Origin of the sequence: Shewanella sp. AS1 (genome assembly GCF_021412565.1) — a bacterium.
GTDB lineage: Bacteria > Pseudomonadota > Gammaproteobacteria > Enterobacterales > Shewanellaceae > Shewanella.
In genome coordinates this window covers 254117-271371 of the sequence record NZ_JAKCLJ010000003.1, presented here as the reverse complement: position 1 = coordinate 271371, position 17255 = coordinate 254117, and the positions used below count along the sequence as shown (strand labels likewise).

The 17255-nt window shown below is 50.4% G+C and carries 15 protein-coding genes; 13 read left to right on the top strand and 2 right to left on the bottom strand.

The window, feature by feature from the left end:
* Positions 1–228 precede the first annotated feature (228 nt).
* Both LZP69_RS07105 and LZP69_RS07100 read left to right on the top strand, forming a co-directional pair.
* Entirely contained in the window at positions 229–2163 is a 1935-nt protein-coding gene (locus LZP69_RS07105; protein ID WP_234199505.1) for a multiheme c-type cytochrome, read from the top strand.
* 187 nt (positions 2164–2350) lie between these two features.
* On the top strand, positions 2351–2716 hold the full coding sequence (locus LZP69_RS07100; protein ID WP_234199504.1) for a YajD family HNH nuclease: 366 nt from the start codon (positions 2351–2353) through the stop codon (positions 2714–2716).
* A 12-nt stretch (positions 2717–2728) separates the two neighbouring features.
* On the opposite strand, the gene LZP69_RS07095 is transcribed toward LZP69_RS07100, so the two are convergent.
* On the bottom strand, positions 2729–2962 hold the full coding sequence (locus LZP69_RS07095; RefSeq protein WP_234199503.1) for a DUF1289 domain-containing protein: 234 nt from the start codon (positions 2960–2962) through the stop codon (positions 2729–2731).
* Positions 2963–3118: 156 nt separating this feature from the next.
* Here LZP69_RS07095 and LZP69_RS07090 point away from each other — a divergent pair, with 156 nt between their 5' ends.
* The 5 genes from LZP69_RS07090 to oleD all read left to right on the top strand — a co-directional run bounded on the left by LZP69_RS07090 (position 3119) and on the right by oleD (position 9757).
* Positions 3119–4453, top strand: a complete 1335-nt coding sequence (locus tag LZP69_RS07090; protein ID WP_234199502.1) for a methyltransferase — start codon at positions 3119–3121, stop codon at positions 4451–4453.
* Between the two features lie 272 nt (positions 4454–4725).
* The gene (locus LZP69_RS07085) at positions 4726–5775 is read left to right on the top strand and encodes a 3-oxoacyl-ACP synthase III (RefSeq protein ID WP_234199501.1); all 1050 of its coding nucleotides are present in this window, start codon (positions 4726–4728) and stop codon (positions 5773–5775) included.
* Positions 5776–5945: 170 nt separating this feature from the next.
* Positions 5946–6818 (top strand): alpha/beta fold hydrolase, encoded by an 873-nt coding sequence (locus LZP69_RS07080; protein WP_234199500.1) that lies wholly within the window; start codon positions 5946–5948, stop codon positions 6816–6818.
* Positions 6819–6889: 71 nt separating this feature from the next.
* Positions 6890–8638, top strand: coding sequence for an olefin beta-lactone synthetase (oleC, locus tag LZP69_RS07075; RefSeq protein WP_234199499.1), 1749 nt, complete (start codon positions 6890–6892; stop codon positions 8636–8638).
* 6 nt (positions 8639–8644) lie between these two features.
* Positions 8645–9757, top strand: a complete 1113-nt coding sequence (gene oleD, locus LZP69_RS07070) for a 2-alkyl-3-oxoalkanoate reductase (protein WP_234199498.1) — start codon at positions 8645–8647, stop codon at positions 9755–9757.
* A gap of 103 nt (positions 9758–9860) precedes the next feature.
* Here the strand turns inward: oleD and bioA are convergent, their stop codons facing one another.
* Complete coding sequence (gene bioA / locus LZP69_RS07065) at positions 9861–11204, bottom strand: adenosylmethionine--8-amino-7-oxononanoate transaminase (protein WP_234199497.1); 1344 nt, start codon at positions 11202–11204, stop codon at positions 9861–9863.
* A 160-nt stretch (positions 11205–11364) separates the two neighbouring features.
* Between bioA and bioB the strand changes: the two genes are divergently transcribed.
* The 6 genes from bioB to cctA all read left to right on the top strand — a co-directional run bounded on the left by bioB (position 11365) and on the right by cctA (position 17121).
* A complete protein-coding gene (bioB, locus tag LZP69_RS07060) occupies positions 11365–12417 on the top strand; it encodes a biotin synthase BioB (RefSeq protein ID WP_234199496.1) in 1053 nt (350 codons plus the stop codon).
* 31 nt (positions 12418–12448) lie between these two features.
* Entirely contained in the window at positions 12449–13708 is a 1260-nt protein-coding gene (locus LZP69_RS07055; RefSeq protein ID WP_442800668.1) for an 8-amino-7-oxononanoate synthase, read from the top strand.
* The gene (locus LZP69_RS07050) at positions 13695–14609 is read left to right on the top strand and encodes a methyltransferase domain-containing protein (protein ID WP_234199494.1); all 915 of its coding nucleotides are present in this window, start codon (positions 13695–13697) and stop codon (positions 14607–14609) included. The genes LZP69_RS07055 and LZP69_RS07050 overlap by 14 nt, the downstream gene beginning before the upstream one ends.
* Positions 14610–14619: 10 nt before the next feature.
* On the top strand, positions 14620–15285 hold the full coding sequence (gene bioD / locus LZP69_RS07045; protein WP_234199588.1) for a dethiobiotin synthase: 666 nt from the start codon (positions 14620–14622) through the stop codon (positions 15283–15285).
* Between the two features lie 215 nt (positions 15286–15500).
* Entirely contained in the window at positions 15501–16364 is an 864-nt protein-coding gene (gene htpX, locus LZP69_RS07040; RefSeq protein ID WP_234199493.1) for a protease HtpX, read from the top strand.
* A gap of 403 nt (positions 16365–16767) precedes the next feature.
* Positions 16768–17121, top strand: coding sequence for a tetraheme c-type cytochrome CctA (gene cctA / locus LZP69_RS07035; RefSeq protein ID WP_234199492.1), 354 nt, complete (start codon positions 16768–16770; stop codon positions 17119–17121).
* Positions 17122–17255 lie beyond the last annotated feature (134 nt).

The following is a 17255-nucleotide window of genomic DNA, read 5'->3' as shown; positions in this document are numbered from 1 at the left end:
TGGCTGATTAAGTCTTGGTTAAGTCCTATTCAATCTTGGGTTAATTTCGGATTCAGCCTGGATTAATTTTTACTTGATAGGTGTTTTAAAGTAATGAAATTTAATGTTTTTTCGTTTATTTGGCTGTTGGTTTTGTGATCGGGTTTACATTGTAAATTAACGCTTAGTTATACCCTGAGCGTCAGATGCCTGCCTGGATGGCATCGCGATTAATTTCAGGGAAAAATGATGAAAAATATAACTAAATATAAAGTGGCTCTGTGCGTTGCCGCTGCAATGGGACTCTCTGCCTGTGGCAGTGATGGTAAGGATGGTAATGATGGAGCCGATGGTGCTCCCGGCGCACCTGGGGCCTCAGCACCGATTGTGACAACATCGGGTGTGGCTAAGGTACTCGATTGGCAATATGGCGAGGGAGAGATCAGTGTCGAGTTCTCGGTAGAAAATCAGGACGGCATTGCGATTGAAGATCTCGACCGAGTACAACTCTTCTCAACCCTAACCAATGAATTTGGCATGTTGGCCGACACAGTTGATGTGACCTATTTCGAAGGGGATGAAAACTCAGTGGGTACTTTGACCCACACAGGTGAGGGGATCTATCAGCTGACTATGCCCCATGCGGCGGTGACTCCTGAGTCTATGGGGGTTGGTTATATTCGTCCAGGTAATGGCAACAATGGCATGCCACGCACTATGCGCGTGATGTTGACCAAAACGGATCACTATGCCCAAGTGACCACAACCGAGGATGCCAAGTGCGTGTCCTGCCACGGTGAATTTAGCGCAGCAACGGCTAATTCGGCCTGGGGATGGCATCAGCACCATTACGCACTCGACAACGATCAACAAGCTGTGATTGTCGAGTCCTGTATCACTTGCCACACTCAAACTGAGAAACAAAATGGCGGCTGGGCCAACAATACCATGGCCATGATAGGTCACGGCACCATGTCTGATGGCCAAGGTGGCAGGGTCTCAAAAGGACATGCCAGCCTCTGGACTAACTATTCCATGGACATGAAGCGTTGCTCAACTTGTCACCAAGATGATGTTGTCTTTACCCCGTCAATTAATGGTTGTACGACTTGCCATTCGGACTTGCTCGATGCCAGCAGCAGTGCAGCAATACCCCATGCCGGGTTTACCGATGGGTCATGTTCAAACTGTCATGGCGAAGGGACTTTTGCCTATCAGCATCAAGATGGTGCAGAGCGCGATGAAGCGTTAAATCGTTATAAGTTTGAGTTGGTCTCAGTGGCTCGCTCTGCAGATAAAGCGACAATCGAGGTGACAGCGAAAGCCACAGATGCCGATGGTAAAGCGGTGGATATTGCTAGCATCAGCGATGCCACGCCACGGGGTTGGGCAACGGTTGTCAAGCATGGTGAAGCCGTGCTTCCAGGTCGTGATGCTGGCCATGTGGCGCGTTCCATCAGTGGAAAAACCAATGCTGATGGTTCATACACCTATGTGATTGAGCATGCGATGGCCTATAGCGCGGATGAAGTGCTACTGGGCGGTGTCGATGGACGTATCGCATACGCCGCGGGTAATGCACCTATTTCTGTGTCCAATGTCAAAGATGTGCGCCGCACCAGCTCAGATGGCATGAAGTGTTTAACTTGCCATACAGAAGGTCTTCAGGGGCATGGCGGACAAAGGGGCGGTTTCGACCTGGGCGGTGATGCCTGCGTACAATGTCACAGCGCCTATAACTGGGAAGTTGCCAAGAACGGTGAAGATTACCCTATGGCTTGGGGACCGTTTGTCCATAACATCCACTTTGGTGACTATAACCAGACCCGTGGCCTAAGCAAGATGCCAACCACAGACAAAAACAAGAAAGTGGAATGTGTTGCCTGCCATACGGGTGATATCGAGCTGGATAATGTTGCTCCTGCGGTAGTGTTAACTGGGGTAGATGAGAATAACGTCTATGGTATTACGCCTATTGCGGCTAACTGCGTGACCTGTCATACCACTGACTCAGCTAAGATGCATATGGCCAACTTAGGGGGTGACTTTAACATCCCAGTCACGCCAGCGGCTGTACACCAAGGGGAGAGTGGACAATATAATCTGTTTGACCCTGCGCCTGTGACGGAAGCTTGCGGTGTGTGTCACTCGCCAGCTCAAATGGCAGAAGCACATCAATACTAGTTATCTGGGTTAACTTTTTCCCTGCAACTAAAAGTTACCCTGCAAAGCAAAAGGCCTGAGATGATTCAGGCCTTTTTTATTTTTGGATAACCATAGCTGGTAAGGATCATTTCTTTTTATGCCAACTATGGGTATATTTCGCTGTCATAATAAGTATCAGGGCACAGCCTGAGAGAAGAGAAGCATCATGTCCAGCAATCAAGGTCAAAGTAAATTAGATAGAGTGCTCGCCGAGGCGCGCGAGTATAAGGCGAAACGTGAGAGTGGTTATCGCGAGAAGGCGTTAAAGCTGTACCCTTGGATCTGCGGTCGTTGCACCCGGGAGTTTACCCACGCGAACTTAAGAGAGCTGACGGTGCACCACAGGGATCATAATCATGATAATAATCCCAGTGATGGCTCGAATTGGGAGCTGCTCTGCCTCTACTGTCACGACAATGAACATGCCAAGTATGAAGAGCTAATTCAGTATGGCTCCACCTCGGAAACCAAGATGGAAGCGGCAACCTATAATCCTTTCGCCGATCTTAAAAGCATGATGAAGAGTAAATAAGCCTGGCGGATATTATTTTGTATCTTCAAGGCGTTTCTCGGCGGCCAGCCACTTTTCTCTGCTGAGGATCTGGCTGTTTTGCTGCCCCAGATAATGGCTCCGTCTTTGGGGCAGTTTGTCCAGGATTCGCTGTTTTTGCCCATTATCGCTTTGGCTCCAGGCCACTATCTCGTCGATATGGCGAAAGCAGCCCATACAGATCTCATCATCATTGAGTCCACAGCGGGCAACACAGGGGGATTGCATGGCATCTCCGGTTAATTTAAGGTCCTTTTATTCTTGTTTGGCCGATTCTACGGTAGCAAGGGTTTGGACTCAATCTCACACTGTTAAATAGTCACGTACTGACATAATCAACTAGTCAAACCGTCAAATAGTGACTAATCGCTTCTAAGGAGAGGCATGGCTTACCAAGCGCAGATGCAGTTACTGGACAAGTTACTGACAGCGAGCCGCAGCCTATGGCAGGTGAAGGCGTTCGAATCAGTGGCTTTGCCCTGGGAGGCAGGTTTTCCAGCGCTTGCGGCCTGTGTCTGGCAAATTAATGATGATGAGATTGAGGCCATCGACTCCGATAGCCAGCGACTGCTCGAAACTTTGCTGCCTGCCTTGCAGCAAGATCTAAAGCAACAAGATCTGCAGCAACAGGATCAGCAGTGGCCCCTTGAGCTGCTCAGCCAGTATACCCAGCCTGCGACGACTGATGACTCTGAGCATGAGCAAGATAATGACATCGGGCTCAATGCAAACGAGCTGCCCCATTTCAGCGCCCATATCAAAGGGCGTAAGTGGCAGCAGATTGTGGCTTTCGCCCAAAGACTCAAAGAGACCTCAAACAAAGAGACAGCCACCAAAGATACCGCCACCAATGAGAGTGCCACGAAAGAGAGCGCAAACAGAGGCGAGGTGCTGGAATGGTGCGCCGGTAAGGGGCATTTAGGTCGGCTCCTTGCCAAGGCGCAGCAGCGTAAAGTGGTGAGTCTGGAGTGGCAACAGGCTTTGTGTGATGCCGGAGATGATTTTGCCAAACGTTGGGCATTGTCCCAGCGTTTTATCTGTGGCGATGCCTTTGATCTTCAGGTGGCAAGCCTGTTTAAAGCGGATCAGCAGGTAGTGGCCTTGCATGCCTGTGGCGACTTGCATATTCGCATGTTGCGCCATGCAACGGCTGCCAAAACCGCCTGTGTGGCCTTGTCCCCCTGTTGTTATCATCTCATTGAGGATAAGCATTATCAGGGACTGTCGAGTGTGGCAAAGGGAAGTGAACTCAAGTTAAGTCGTCACGACTTGCAACTGCCGCTGCAGCAGAGTGTGATAGCCAACGACAAGGCAAGAGAGTTGCGATTACAAGAGATTGCATGGCGACTTGGGTTTGATAGTTTGCAGCGAAAGGTTAGGGGCTGCGATCATTATTTGCCTGTGCCTTCGATAAAGCAGAGTCAGCTTAGCGGCAGCTTCAGGGATTTTTGCCTCTGGGCCGCGGCGCAAAAACAGCTGGCACTCCCTGAAAGCTGGTCTGCCGAAGATTATCTGCAGCAGGGGCTTTCGCGTCAGCGTCTGACAAGACGCATCGATCTGGTGGCGCACCTGTTTCGTGATTGTCTTGAGCAATGGCTGCTGCTCGACAGGGTCTGCTATTTAGAAGAAGCCGGATACCAGGTCGAACTGAGTCAGTTTTGCCCAAAACATATCACCCCGAGAAACGGCTTTATTTTGGCTAACAGGAAAAACGGTTAAACCGTTTAGATTCACTTAAAGGGGAAGTTTTAGCCCTTAGTGACTTATTTTACCTTTAACAGCCTGTTTATCATGGCTTAAGTGCTATTTTTTCACTGGTCTGGCAAGTTAAGCCTGCTCGCTTGATTGATACAGAGTTTGCAAAAATCACTGTGTGTTACGGTTTTTTATTGAATCAAACCACTTTTCTTGTTCAAATATCGGGTTATCACTGAATAATAATCAATATTGGCGTAAAATTGGCCGATATCTTGAGCGAAACACAGGGTCGCATGAAATATTCTCGCGTTTTTATCAATAGCCTGGCCTATGAGCTGGCACCTGAAGTGGTCTCCAGTGCTGAGCTTGAGTCACGTCTGGCTCCCCTATATCAAAAGTTTCGTATCCCTATGGGGCAGCTTGCCGCGTTAACTGGGATCCAGGAGCGGCGTTGGTGGCCCAAGGGGCACCGCTTGTCCGATGGCGCCTTAGTGGCGGCGCGTAAATCGATTGCAGAAACCGGTATCGATGTCAGCGATCTTGGCGCCGTGGTCTACACAGGTGTGTGCCGGGATCAACATGAGCCAGCGACGGCTTGTCGCATTGCGGCCGAGCTGGGTGTCTCGAAAGACACGGCGATTTACGACATCAGTAATGCCTGTCTTGGGGTGCTGTCGGGGATCCTCGATATTGCGAACCGTATCGAGCTTGGACAGATTAAAGCCGGCTTAGTGGTTTCTTGTGAATCTGCCCGTCATATCGTCGATATCACGATCGATAATATGCTTGCCGAGCCGACCATGCAAAATTATGCCCAGTCACTGGCCACTCTGACCGGCGGCTCTGGCGCCGTGGCTGTGCTGATCACAGATGGCAGCTTGAACCTTAAGGGCGGACGAGAGCATCAACTGCTCGGCGCGAGCCATCTCTCTGCACCCGAGCATCATAATTTGTGTCAGTGGGGACTGCAGGAAGCGGGTACTCAACTCTATCGCGAGTTTATGCGTACCGATGGTGTTGCCCTGCTTAAAGAAGGGGTCGAGCTGGCCCGTCACACCTGGGCACATTTTTTAGCGCAGCGTAACTGGCTGGTGGAGCAGGTTGATAAGGTGATTTGCCATCAGGTCGGCGCATCCAACCGCAAACAGGTGTTGAGCGCGCTGAATATTCCCGAAGAGAAAGAGTTTCCTTCCTATCAGCTGCTGGGCAATATGGGCACAGTTTCTCTGCCTGTCACCGCGGCATTGGCACACGATCAGGGCTTTTTGTGTAAAGGGGATCAGGTGAGTTTTCTCGGTATAGGCAGTGGACTGAACTGCATGATGCTGGGCCTCAAGTGGTAATTCGCCAGATGTAGAATAAGCACTAAAACAAGAACTAGAACAAGAACTAAAACAAGAACTAAAACAAGAACTAAAACAAGAACAAGCGGAGGTAGCCTGAGTGCTACCTCTAAATTTGCCCAGATTTATGCGGTGCAAATGACACAGGACAGTTGGAAATAGGAATACCCATGCTCGATTCGCTTTTACCCTTTAAGCGCAATTTTCTCGACCGAAACGGTAACAAACTGCATTACATCAATGAAGGCCAGGGCGAGCCTGTGGTTATGGTGCACGGTAACCCAAGCTGGTCATTCTACTATCGTAATCTGGTGTCGGCGCTGAAGGATAATCACCAGTGTATCGTGCCGGATCATATAGGTTGTGGCCTGTCGGATAAACCGGGCGACGCGGGTTATGACTACACACTGAAAAATCGTATCGACGATCTCGAAGCACTGCTAGAACACCTTGAAGTCAAAGACAATATCACTCTAGTGGTGCACGACTGGGGCGGCATGATAGGCATGGGCTTTGCGGCGCGTCATCCTGAGCGCATTAAAAAACTGGTGATCCTCAATACCGGCGCCTTTCACCTGCCGAAGGCCAAGCCTTTCCCATGGGCGCTGCGGATCTGCCGCGACACACAGCTTGGTACATTTTTGGTACGGGGTTTTAATGCCTTTTCCTCTATCGCTTCCTATGTTGGGGTGAAGCGTAAGCCGATGGACAAGGCGACCCGCGAGGCTTATGTTGCGCCCTTTAATTCTTGGGCTAATCGCATCTCAACCTTGCGTTTTGTACAAGATATCCCCTTAAAAGAGGGCGATAGAAACTATCAATTGGTATCGGATATTGCTGCGAGCTTGGATAAGTTCGGCTCTCTGCCTGTGCTTATCTGCTGGGGACTTAAGGACTTTGTTTTCGATAAGCATTTCCTCGATGAGTGGCAGCGCCGCTTCCCCGATGCTGAGGTGCACGCTTTTAGCGATTGCGGCCATTACATTCTGGAAGATGCCAGCGATGAAGTGTTAGGGCATATTCAGCAATTTATGGCTAAATAATACTCAGGGTAACCGCTCTGAGTAACAGCTAGCTCTGAGTTACAGTTTGAGTGCAGCGAAGGGAAGACTTGATGCTTGATGAAACCGTTTCTGGCCTAGGGTCCCAAGATGGGCTGAGTGGCGCAAATCTCTGTCGCCATCTGACACTGGCGGCTAAGCAAACCCCAGATGCCCTCGCTGTGGCGGTGCAGCAGACGAAAAAGCCTTTTTTTTCTGCTAAATCTTTTCATTATCACGAACTCAACTTCAAACAGTTAGACGCATTGAGCGATCGCATCGCCTTTGCGCTTAACGACTATGGCATCAAGCGCGGCATGAAAGCCGTGTTGATGGTAACCCCAAGCATCGACTTCTTTGCCCTGACTTTTGCCCTGTTTAAAGCGGGTATAGTGCCAATTCTGGTCGACCCCGGCATGGGCATTAAAAACTTGAAGCAGTGTTTTATTGAAGCCAAACCCGATGCCTTTATCGGCATCCCCAAGGCGCACCTTGCTAGACGCCTGTTTGGCTGGGGCAGCCAGACGGTGAAGAAAAAAATCACAGTGGGCGGCTCAGGCTTGTGGGGCGGCGCATCTTTAGATAGTTTGCTTCGCCAAACGCCGAGCAGCGCGCCTTATCCCATGGCTCTGCTGGATAAAAATGCGATGTGCGCCATTTTGTTTACCTCTGGTAGTACAGGCACACCTAAAGGGGTTGTCTATTCGCACCAGATGTTTGAGGCGCAAATTTCCGCATTAAGGGATGATTATCAGATTGTGACCGGTGAGCGGGATCTGGCGACCTTTCCGCTGTTTTCCCTCTTCGGTCCGGCGCTTGGCATGGCATCTATCGTGCCGGATATGGATGCCAGCAAGCCTATTACCGCCGACCCTGCACATATTTTTGCCGCAGTTGAGCGTTATCAGTGCAGCAATATGTTTGTTAATCCTGCGCTTATCGCGCGCTTGGGCGAGGCTGCAGAGCAAGATCAAACCATTAAGATGCCCAGCCTGAAGCGGGTGATCTCGGCCGGTGCCCCGGCGACCATCAGCTCAATTAAGCGCTTTAGCCGTATGCTCAAACCCGATGTGGATGTGCTCAACTCTTATGGCGCGACCGAGTCGCTGCCCATCAGTAAAATTGCGAGTCGAGAGCTGTTTGCCACCACAGATATTACCGATAATGGCGGCGGGATCTGTGTCGGTCAGGCTATCAAAGGTGTCGATATCGCCATCATTACCATCAGCGAGCAGGCGATTAGCCGCTGGGATGATGCACAGCGCCTGCCAGCCGGTGAGATAGGCGAGATAGTGGTCAGAGGCCCTATGGTGAGTCGCAGCTATTATCAGCGGCCAAGCGCCACCCATAACGCCAAGATCTATGGCGATGATGACAATGTTTATCATCGCATGGGGGATTTGGGCTACTTAGACGATGCCGGGCAGCTGTGGATGTGCGGCCGTAAGGCTCACAGGGTGGATGCAAAGCTTAGTGATAGTGATAGTGATAGTGATGGCAGCGGTGAAGAGAAACGCTATTTTTCCATTCCCTGTGAGCGGATTTTTAATACTCACCCTCAGGTGAAACGCTCGGCGCTCGTTGGGATCACAGTTAAGGGCAAGGTCACGCCGCTGATCTGTTTGGAGCTTGAACTAGGCATTACTTGCAATAATTCAGCCCAACTTTACCAAGAGTTAAATGCCCTTGCCGAGGCGCATAAAGAGACCCAGGGGATCTGCCGCTATCTTATTCACCCCGACTTCCCCGTGGACATTCGCCATAACGCCAAGATTTTCAGAGAAAAACTGGCAATCTGGGCCCAGAGGGAACATAAGGAATAAGGGCTTATGTTGCAGAGTGACTTTTTAGTTGGATCGAAAGCTGACTTGCAACTTGATTTGCATCCAAAAGAAACTGAGGCGCTGACGCAATTGGCCGCAAACTGTCGGCGCGTAGCAGTAACAGGCGCTGGCGGTTTTCTCGGCCGCGCGATTTGTGAGCGACTCTTGTCTGCTGGGATAGAGGTGATTGGCCTGGCCCGGGGGGATTATCCCGACTTGCATACTTTGGGGGTGAAGATGATCCCCTGTGATATCGCCGACAGCAAGCGTGTTAGTGCGGCTCTATCGGGCTGCGATCTGGTCTTTCATGTGGCCTCAAAGGCCGGTGTGTGGGGCGATAAAGCGAGTTTCTATCTGCCCAACGTCAGCGGCTGTGACAACATTATTCAGGCCTGCATCGAGCATAATATCAGTAAATTAGTCTACACCAGCACCCCGAGCGTGACCTTTGCCGGTGTCGATGAGGCGGGCATAGATGAGTCTGCACCTTACGCCGAAACCTATCTTAACTATTATGGCGAGTCCAAGGCGATAGCCGAGCAGCGAGTGATGGCCGCCAATGGCCGGGCGCTCAGTAATGGCGACCAGCTAAAAACTGTCTCCCTGCGACCGCACCTTATCTGGGGGCCGAGGGATCCTCACCTGGTCCCAAGGGTACTTGAGCGCGCCAGAAGCAAGCGGCTTAAATTGGTGGGCAAAAAGGATAAATTGGTGGATACCATCTTTATCGCCAATGCCGCCTACGCGCATATTTTAGCTGCAAATCAACTCGTTAAAGCTAACTCTCCCTGTGCCGGCAAGGCTTATTTTCTCAGTAACGATGAGCCCATTACCATGGCGTCTATGCTCAATAAGATTTTATCCTGCGCCGACCTGCCGCCTGTCACCAAGCGGGTGCCTGCGAGGCTGGCCTATGCCGTGGGTGCTCTGCTTGAATTTGTCTACGGTATTTTGGGTAAGCAGGATGAACCCATAATGACACGCTTTGTGGCGCGGCAGTTATCCACCAGTCATTATTTCGATATCGGCGCCGCCAAGCGGGATCTGGGTTATCAGCCCTTCGTCTCTATTGATGAAGGCATGGTGAGGCTGAGCGATTGGTTAAAGCAGGGCGCTTAAGCTTAAACCTCCAGCAAGATCCAAAACGTCAGTGCAGAAATAGAAAAACCAGCGAAGGCTGGTTTTTCTGTTTATGCAAATAGCAAAGAGTAGGCTAATCAAGCTAGCCGTGACTGATAAACTGCGGCTCCTCTTGGGCGCCATCTTCGCCTGCGATTTTCGCCACCAGCTTCATCGCATGGGTCAGCTGACTTAGCTGTAGCTCATCTATGATGTAGGGTGGCATGATATAGATAAGATTGCCAAAGGGGCGGATCCACACCCCAAGATCCACGAAGGCCTGCTGCAGTTTGGCCGTGTTCACCGCAGTCTGCATCTCAATCACTCCGACGGCGCCTAGTACCCGCACATCTTTAACCCCTGGGATACTGGCCGCGCCAGCCAGTTCGGCGTTTAACTGGGACTCAATCTGGGAGACTTGCTCTTGCCAGTCATTGCTTGCGATCAGATCTAAACTGGCACAAGCGGCGGCGCAGGCCAGCGGATTGCCCATAAAAGTAGGACCATGCATAAAGACGCCTGAGGGGGAGTCGCTGATCCCAAAAGCCACTTCATCGCTGCACAAGGTGGCGGCAAGAGAGATATAACCGCCGGTTAAGGCCTTGCCGACACAGAGTATATCGGCTTCAATCTGGGCGTGCTCATAGGCAAACAGCTTACCTGTGCGGCCAAAGCCGGTCGCGATTTCATCTAAGATCAGTAAGACATCAAACTCATCGCACAAATTGCGCAGGGCCTTCAGGTAATCGGCACTATAGAAACGCATGCCACCTGCGCCTTGCATGATAGGCTCGATGATCACTGCTGCTATGCTGTCACTATGCTGCTTAAGCGCGGCGCGCATCAGGGTGATATCTTTTTCTAACGCGTCCTGTGACACGCCCTCGCCGAAGGGGATTTGCGGCGCATCGACAAACAGCTGCTTGGTGACGGCATCGCCGAACAGGGTGTGCATGCCGTTATCGGGATCGCACACGCTCATGGCCGCGAAGGTATCGCCATGGTAGCCCTGTTTTACGGTTAATATTTTCTGTTTGTTGGGTTTGCCGCGTCCCTGCCAGTACTGCAGTGCCATCTTCATCGCCACTTCGACGGCGATAGAGCCTGAATCGGCGAGAAACACTTTGGTTAATCTCGGGCTGGTCATAGCCAGCAGTTTCTTGCTGACCTCAATGGCGCTGTGATGGGTGATGCCGCCAAACATCACATGGCTTAGGGTGTGCAGTTGTGTCTGCATGGCCTCAAGGATACTCGGATGACCGTAGCCGTGGATACAGGCCCACCAGGAGCTGGTGCCATCCACCAGACGCTGGCCATTATCCAGAGTCAGTTCACAGCCCTGGGCGGAAACCACGCCAAAGGTGGGCAGGGCATGGGTCATAGACGTATAGGGATGCCAGATATGCTGTTTATCAAATTCGTAGTCGATAGCGGCCTTGGACGTCATCAGATCTCCTCAAATTTATCTGGTTAAATTTTAACCTTTAGTCAACCTTTGTAACTGGTTGGCGTTGACAGATTAAGGGCTAAGGGTATGCTAATCAGCATTAAATAGCGATAGCAACCAGTGTCTATCGGGATCATATTCAGAGAAAGGCGAGTTATCAATGTCTCAAATAACATTACGTCATGATTGGCAACGTGATGAAATTGAATCACTTTTTGCATTACCTATGAATGATTTATTGTTCAAGGCACACTCTATTCATCGTCAGGTGTATGATCCTAACGAAGTGCAGATCAGTCGTTTGTTATCCATTAAAACCGGCGCCTGTCCTGAGGATTGCAAATATTGCCCCCAGAGCGCCCGTTACGATACCGGGTTAGAGAAAGAGCGTTTAATCGAGATTGAGAAAGTGCTGACCGAGGCCCGCGCCGCCAAAGCTGCGGGTGCATCGCGTTTCTGTATGGGCGCCGCCTGGCGTAATCCCCACGAGCGTGACATGCCTTACCTTAAGGACATGGTTGCCGAAGTCAAAGCGATGGGGATGGAGACCTGCATGACCTTAGGGATGTTAACTCCTAAGCAGGCCAATGAATTAGCCGAAGCCGGACTGGATTATTACAACCATAACCTCGATACCTCGCCCGAATACTATGGCGATATCATCACTACCCGTACCTATCAGGATAGATTGGATACCCTGTCCAATGTGCGCGCCGCAGGCATGAAAGTCTGCTCCGGCGGTATTGTTGGTATGGGCGAACAGGCCAGCGATCGCGCCGGACTGTTGCAGCAACTGGCCAATATGGAGCAACATCCGGATTCTGTGCCCATCAATATGTTGGTCAAAGTCGCTGGTACGCCGTTTGCGGACTTAGAGGATCTCGACCCGCTGGAATTTGTGCGTACTATCGCGGTGGCGCGCATTCTGATGCCCCACTCTCGGGTGCGCCTCTCTGCCGGACGCGAGAAGATGACTGACGAGCTGCAGGCCATGTGCTTCTTTGCCGGTGCCAACTCTATTTTCTATGGCTGCAAGCTGCTAACCACCAAAAATCCGGAAGAGAATGATGATATGGCGCTGTTTAAGCGTTTAGGCTTGCATCCTGAGCAGGGCAAGGCGGCGACAGTGGAAGATGAAAAAGCCCTGTTTGCCAAGGCCGAAGCGACTAAGGCGAAACAGACGCAGCAGTTTTATGATGCGGCCGCGCTCTAGCCCGTTAGTCAATCTCTAGTTGTAAGAGAAAGTGTTGAATTCTCTCAAGGATAAAATAACCAAGCAGATGCAGCAGGCTAGCCATGCCGGGCTGCTGCGTCAAAGGCGTGAGCACAAGGTCTGTGAGCAAAAAGTCTCTGATCAAAAAGTCTCTGAGCACAAGGTCTCTGAGCCTCATGCCTCTGAGCTTGATGAAAGAGCAACTCACGCAAACCGAGTTGACTATCAGGGTCAAACTTATATCAATTTCAGCAACAATGATTATCTGGGCTTAAGTCAGTCACCTGACTTAATAGAGGCTCAATATCAAGGCGCTAAGCGATATGGTGTAGGCAGCGGCGCATCGCCTCTGGTCACAGGCTACAGTGACGCCCACAGTCAATTAGAGCAGCAGCTTTGCGCGGCCACAGGCCATGAGGCTGCGCTGCTGTTCTGCTCAGGTTTTAGTGCCAACACAGCCTTGATGAAAACCCTGTTCGATAAAAATGATCTTGTGGTGGCCGACAAGCTGATCCACGCATCATTGATTGATGGTCTGCGGGACAGTCAGGCTAGGTTGAAACGCTTTGCCCACAACGATTTGAGCGCGGCTAAGCGCCTTATTGAGCAGCATCGACCTTCGGCTGTGATCAGTGAGAGCGTGTTTAGCATGGATGGCGATTGCGCGCCCCTTGATAGACTTTATCGGCTATGTCGGCAAAACGGCAGCTGGCTTATCATAGATGATGCCCACGGTTTTGGTGTGCTCGGCGGTTTGGGCTTGCCCAAGGCCGATGCCAGCAACTGCGATATTCAGGTGGTCACCTTCGGTAAGGCGCTCGGTTGTCAGGGCGCAGCCATTTTGGGAACTCAGGCTTGTATCGATTTTCTGGTGGCTCATGCCAGGCATTATATTTACTCCACTGCCTTATCTCCTGCCTGCGCCTGTGTTGCGGCCAAGGCGGTCGAGCTGGTAAGCCAATTGTCGAATGATGGCGAGCCGCAACTGGCAAGGCAATTGGCAGAATCTATCCATTTTTTCAAGCAAAGCTGTCAACAAGTAGGAATAGAGTTAACGGATTCGCTTACGCCAATTCAACCTGTCCTGATAAGCGAGCTGGCTAGGCTTGAGCGAGTCGCCACTTCGCTGCGTGAGCAGGGATTTATGGTTGGGGCCATTAGACCGCCTACTGTCCCCACAGGCAGTGCCAGGCTGAGGATCACTTTGAATCTGTATCATACTAGGCAAGAGATCACCCAGCTGATCCGTGCCTTAAGTCGTGCATTGGAGCAGAACTATGCCACTGAATGAAACAAGTTCAGCTTCTGCGTTGTCTCAAGCTCAGGTTCAGGCAGAGGCTCAGCCGCAAAAGCCTGCGGACGAGCATTCACAACCACATACACAAGAGCCGCTTTCACAAGCGCGGATAGCTAAGCAGTTTTCTCAGGCGGCAAGTCATTATCAGCAGCATGATGTGGTGCAAAGGTTGTCGGCTAAGCAACTGTTAGACCAGATGCTTAACGGCCAGATGTTTAAGGAAAAGGGATGCCTACTCGATATCGGCTGCGGGCCTGGCACAGCATTTAATCACACAGATATCGGCCAGGTGATCGCCCTGGATATCGCCCCCGGCATGTTGACTCAGATGTCGGCGAGATTTCCCAATTATCTGCCTGTATGCGCCGATGCCCAGTCTCTGCCTTTAAAGGCACAATCTGTCGATACTATTTACTCAAATCTGGCGTTGCAGTGGAGTCAGAACCTGCCCCAAGCCATTGGCGAAATGGCCCGTGTACTGCGTGTTGGCGGTGAGTGCCATTTAGCGATTGTGGCTAAGGGCAGCTTGCCTCAGTTGACTCAACTGGGGTTCAGGGTGAATGAATTTCTAGATCACAATGGGATACTGGCCTGTTTCGATGAGAGATGGCAAGTCACTTCGCGCCTTGAAACCATCACAGTGCATTTTGAGGATTTGAAATCCTTACTCTATTCAATCAAAGGGGTGGGGGCTTCTGTGGCGGCAAAATCCGATAGCACAAGTGTACATAAGCTGCGTGGGCGTGAGGATTGGCGCGACAGGCAGGCAAGGGCGCAGCAGATGCGAGAGGCACAGGGAATTCCACTCAGTTATCAGATCCTGTTCATTCGCGGGCAGCTCATTCCCGGGCAACTTATTAGTGGGCAACTCATTCCCGGTCAACTAAAAGGTTAATCGTTTTATGATCTATTTTGTTACCGGCACAGACACTGATTCTGGCAAAACCCTGATTGGATCGGCCCTCTTGTATAAAGCAAAGCAGCAGGGCACGACTTTGGGGGTCAAACCTATCGCATCGGGCTGTGAGATGACTACCCAGGGATTAAGAAACAGCGATGCCTTAAGCCTAATGGCACAGTCGAGCCTGAAGCTGCCCTATGAGCAGATAAACCCGTTTGCCTTTGCTCCAGCAATCGCGCCACATATCGCGGCAAAGCAAGCAGGGCAAAGCTTGTCGGTTGCCTCAATTGAGCGTCATTTACGCACACTTCCTTTTCATAAAGTGGACTTTAGCCTGATCGAAGGCGCCGGCGGCTGGCGTTTACCCTTAGGTGAGGGCGCCTACCTTTCCGATCTGGCAAAAGCCTTAGAGCTTCCGGTTATCTTGGTGGTGGGGCTCAAGTTGGGGGCGCTGAATCATGCTGTGTTAACTCAGGAGGCGCTGCTTGCCGATGGCTTAGAGATAGCGGGCTGGGTGGCAAACCGGGTCGATCCTAAGATGAGTGTACCCGAGGAGAACCTGCAGAGTCTGCATGAGATGATGTCCAGCCCCTGTTTGGGCGTGGTGCCTTATCTCGATTCGCCGGATGTGGCGCAGGTGGCAAGTTATCTGGATATCAATGGCTTGTAACTTAAAAATTCAACGGACTGAAATCAAATTTAATCTTGGATTAATAAAGCACTCCTAGACTGCGCTTCTATTATCATTGAATGTATTAGCAAAGCGCTATTACCAAAGCATAGCTATACACTTTTTTACGTTATCCCCCTTGATCTCTGTCATTTAGGACATATTATGTCGTTATCTAGACAAGGTGACACCAAGGGTGTCTTACAGGAGCTAAAATGAAGCGTATTTTTTTATTGATCGCAACGAACATGGCAATCTTGCTGGTTGCTTCAATTGTGATGTCAATTCTGGGCGTGAACACCTCTACCATGGGAGGTCTGTTGGTTTTTGCGGCTATCTTTGGTTTTGGCGGCGCCTTCATTAGTTTGGCTATCTCCAAGTGGATGGCAAAGAAAACCATGGGTTGTGAAGTGATCACCACGCCTCGTGACAATATGGAGCGCTGGTTGGTTGAGACAGTCGCCCGTCAGGCCGAGCAGGCAGGCATCAAGATGCCAGAGGTGGCTATCTACCAATCGCCTGAACTCAATGCCTTTGCCACTGGCCCGAGTAAAGATAACTCTCTGGTGGCTGTGAGTAGCGGTTTGCTTTATGGCATGACGCAGGATGAGATTGAAGGTGTGCTTGCTCATGAAGTCAGCCACGTTGCCAATGGTGATATGGTGACCCTGACCCTGATCCAGGGGGTAGTGAACACCTTTGTTATCTTCGCAGCTCGTGTCGTTGCTGGCATCATCAATAACTTTGTTGCAAGTAACGATGAAGAGGGTGAAGGCATGGGGATGTTTGCCTACATGGCCGTCGTTTTTGTCCTCGATATGTTGTTAGGTATTCTGGCCTCTATGATTGTGGCTTACTTCTCGCGTATTCGTGAGTTCAAAGCCGATGCTGGCGGTGCTAAGCTGGCGGGTAAACATAAGATGATCGCCGCGCTGGACAGATTGCGTCAAGGCCCTGAAACCGGTGCTATGCCAGCACAGATGGCGGCATTTGGTATTAACGGTAAGAAGTCGATGGCTGAATTGATGATGAGTCATCCACCACTTGAAAAACGTATTGCTGCACTAAAAGCGCAATAATATCTGACTTAATATTGAAGGGAGCTTAGGCTCCCTTTTTTATTGCCTCGGGATCGATTTGCTTTCCTATGGCTATACTTAATACGAGTTAAGTCACTATAGGGTGACGTGAGCGGTGTGGGTTGAGCCGCTGGGCTTTTCGATGGCAAGTTGAATATGTGGGCATCACTTTGGCAACGTGTTCTGGCGAGGTGCTTTAAAGGGGGGGTAGTCGTTTTTGGAGCTCTGCCGGGCAATGGGGTGGTTATATTTGTTTTAAAAATCAGAAGCTACTGTTAAAAATTGAAAATTTGCTTTATTGAACAAGCTTAGCTATTTTATCCGAAGCAGTGCAAATAGATGCTGGCAAGATGGGTGGTAATAATAAACCCTCACTATGCCCAAATATAAAGAGGATATGATTGTGAGCAAAAGATTATTAAGTGCATTATTTGGTGCTGGATTGACTGCATTAGCGCTCTCTCCAGTGGCTATTGCAGATCCACAAGAGTTGGCGGAAATGCATGCTGAAATGGGTGATGGTTGTGAAACTTGTCACGCTAATGGTGAGCCTTCAGAAGATGGTGTCCATGAGTTTGAGCAGTGCCAAAGTTGTCATGGTGGCTTGGCCGATATGGATGAGGTGCATCAGCCACACGAAGGTAACTTGATGTGTGCCGATTGCCATGCGCCCCATGATATGAATGTTGGTGACAAGCCAACCTGTGACAGTTGCCATGATGATGGCCGTACAGCGGATTCTATCCTGAAAAAATAACCTACCGATTTTACTCGTAAAAACACCAGTCTCTGACTGGTGTTTTTTTATGCCTGTCTGACGCGACAGCAAGTGGTCTGCTTTATTGAGTTCTGATTAATTTTCTGTTTTTAAAGGATAAAAAAATCAAACAC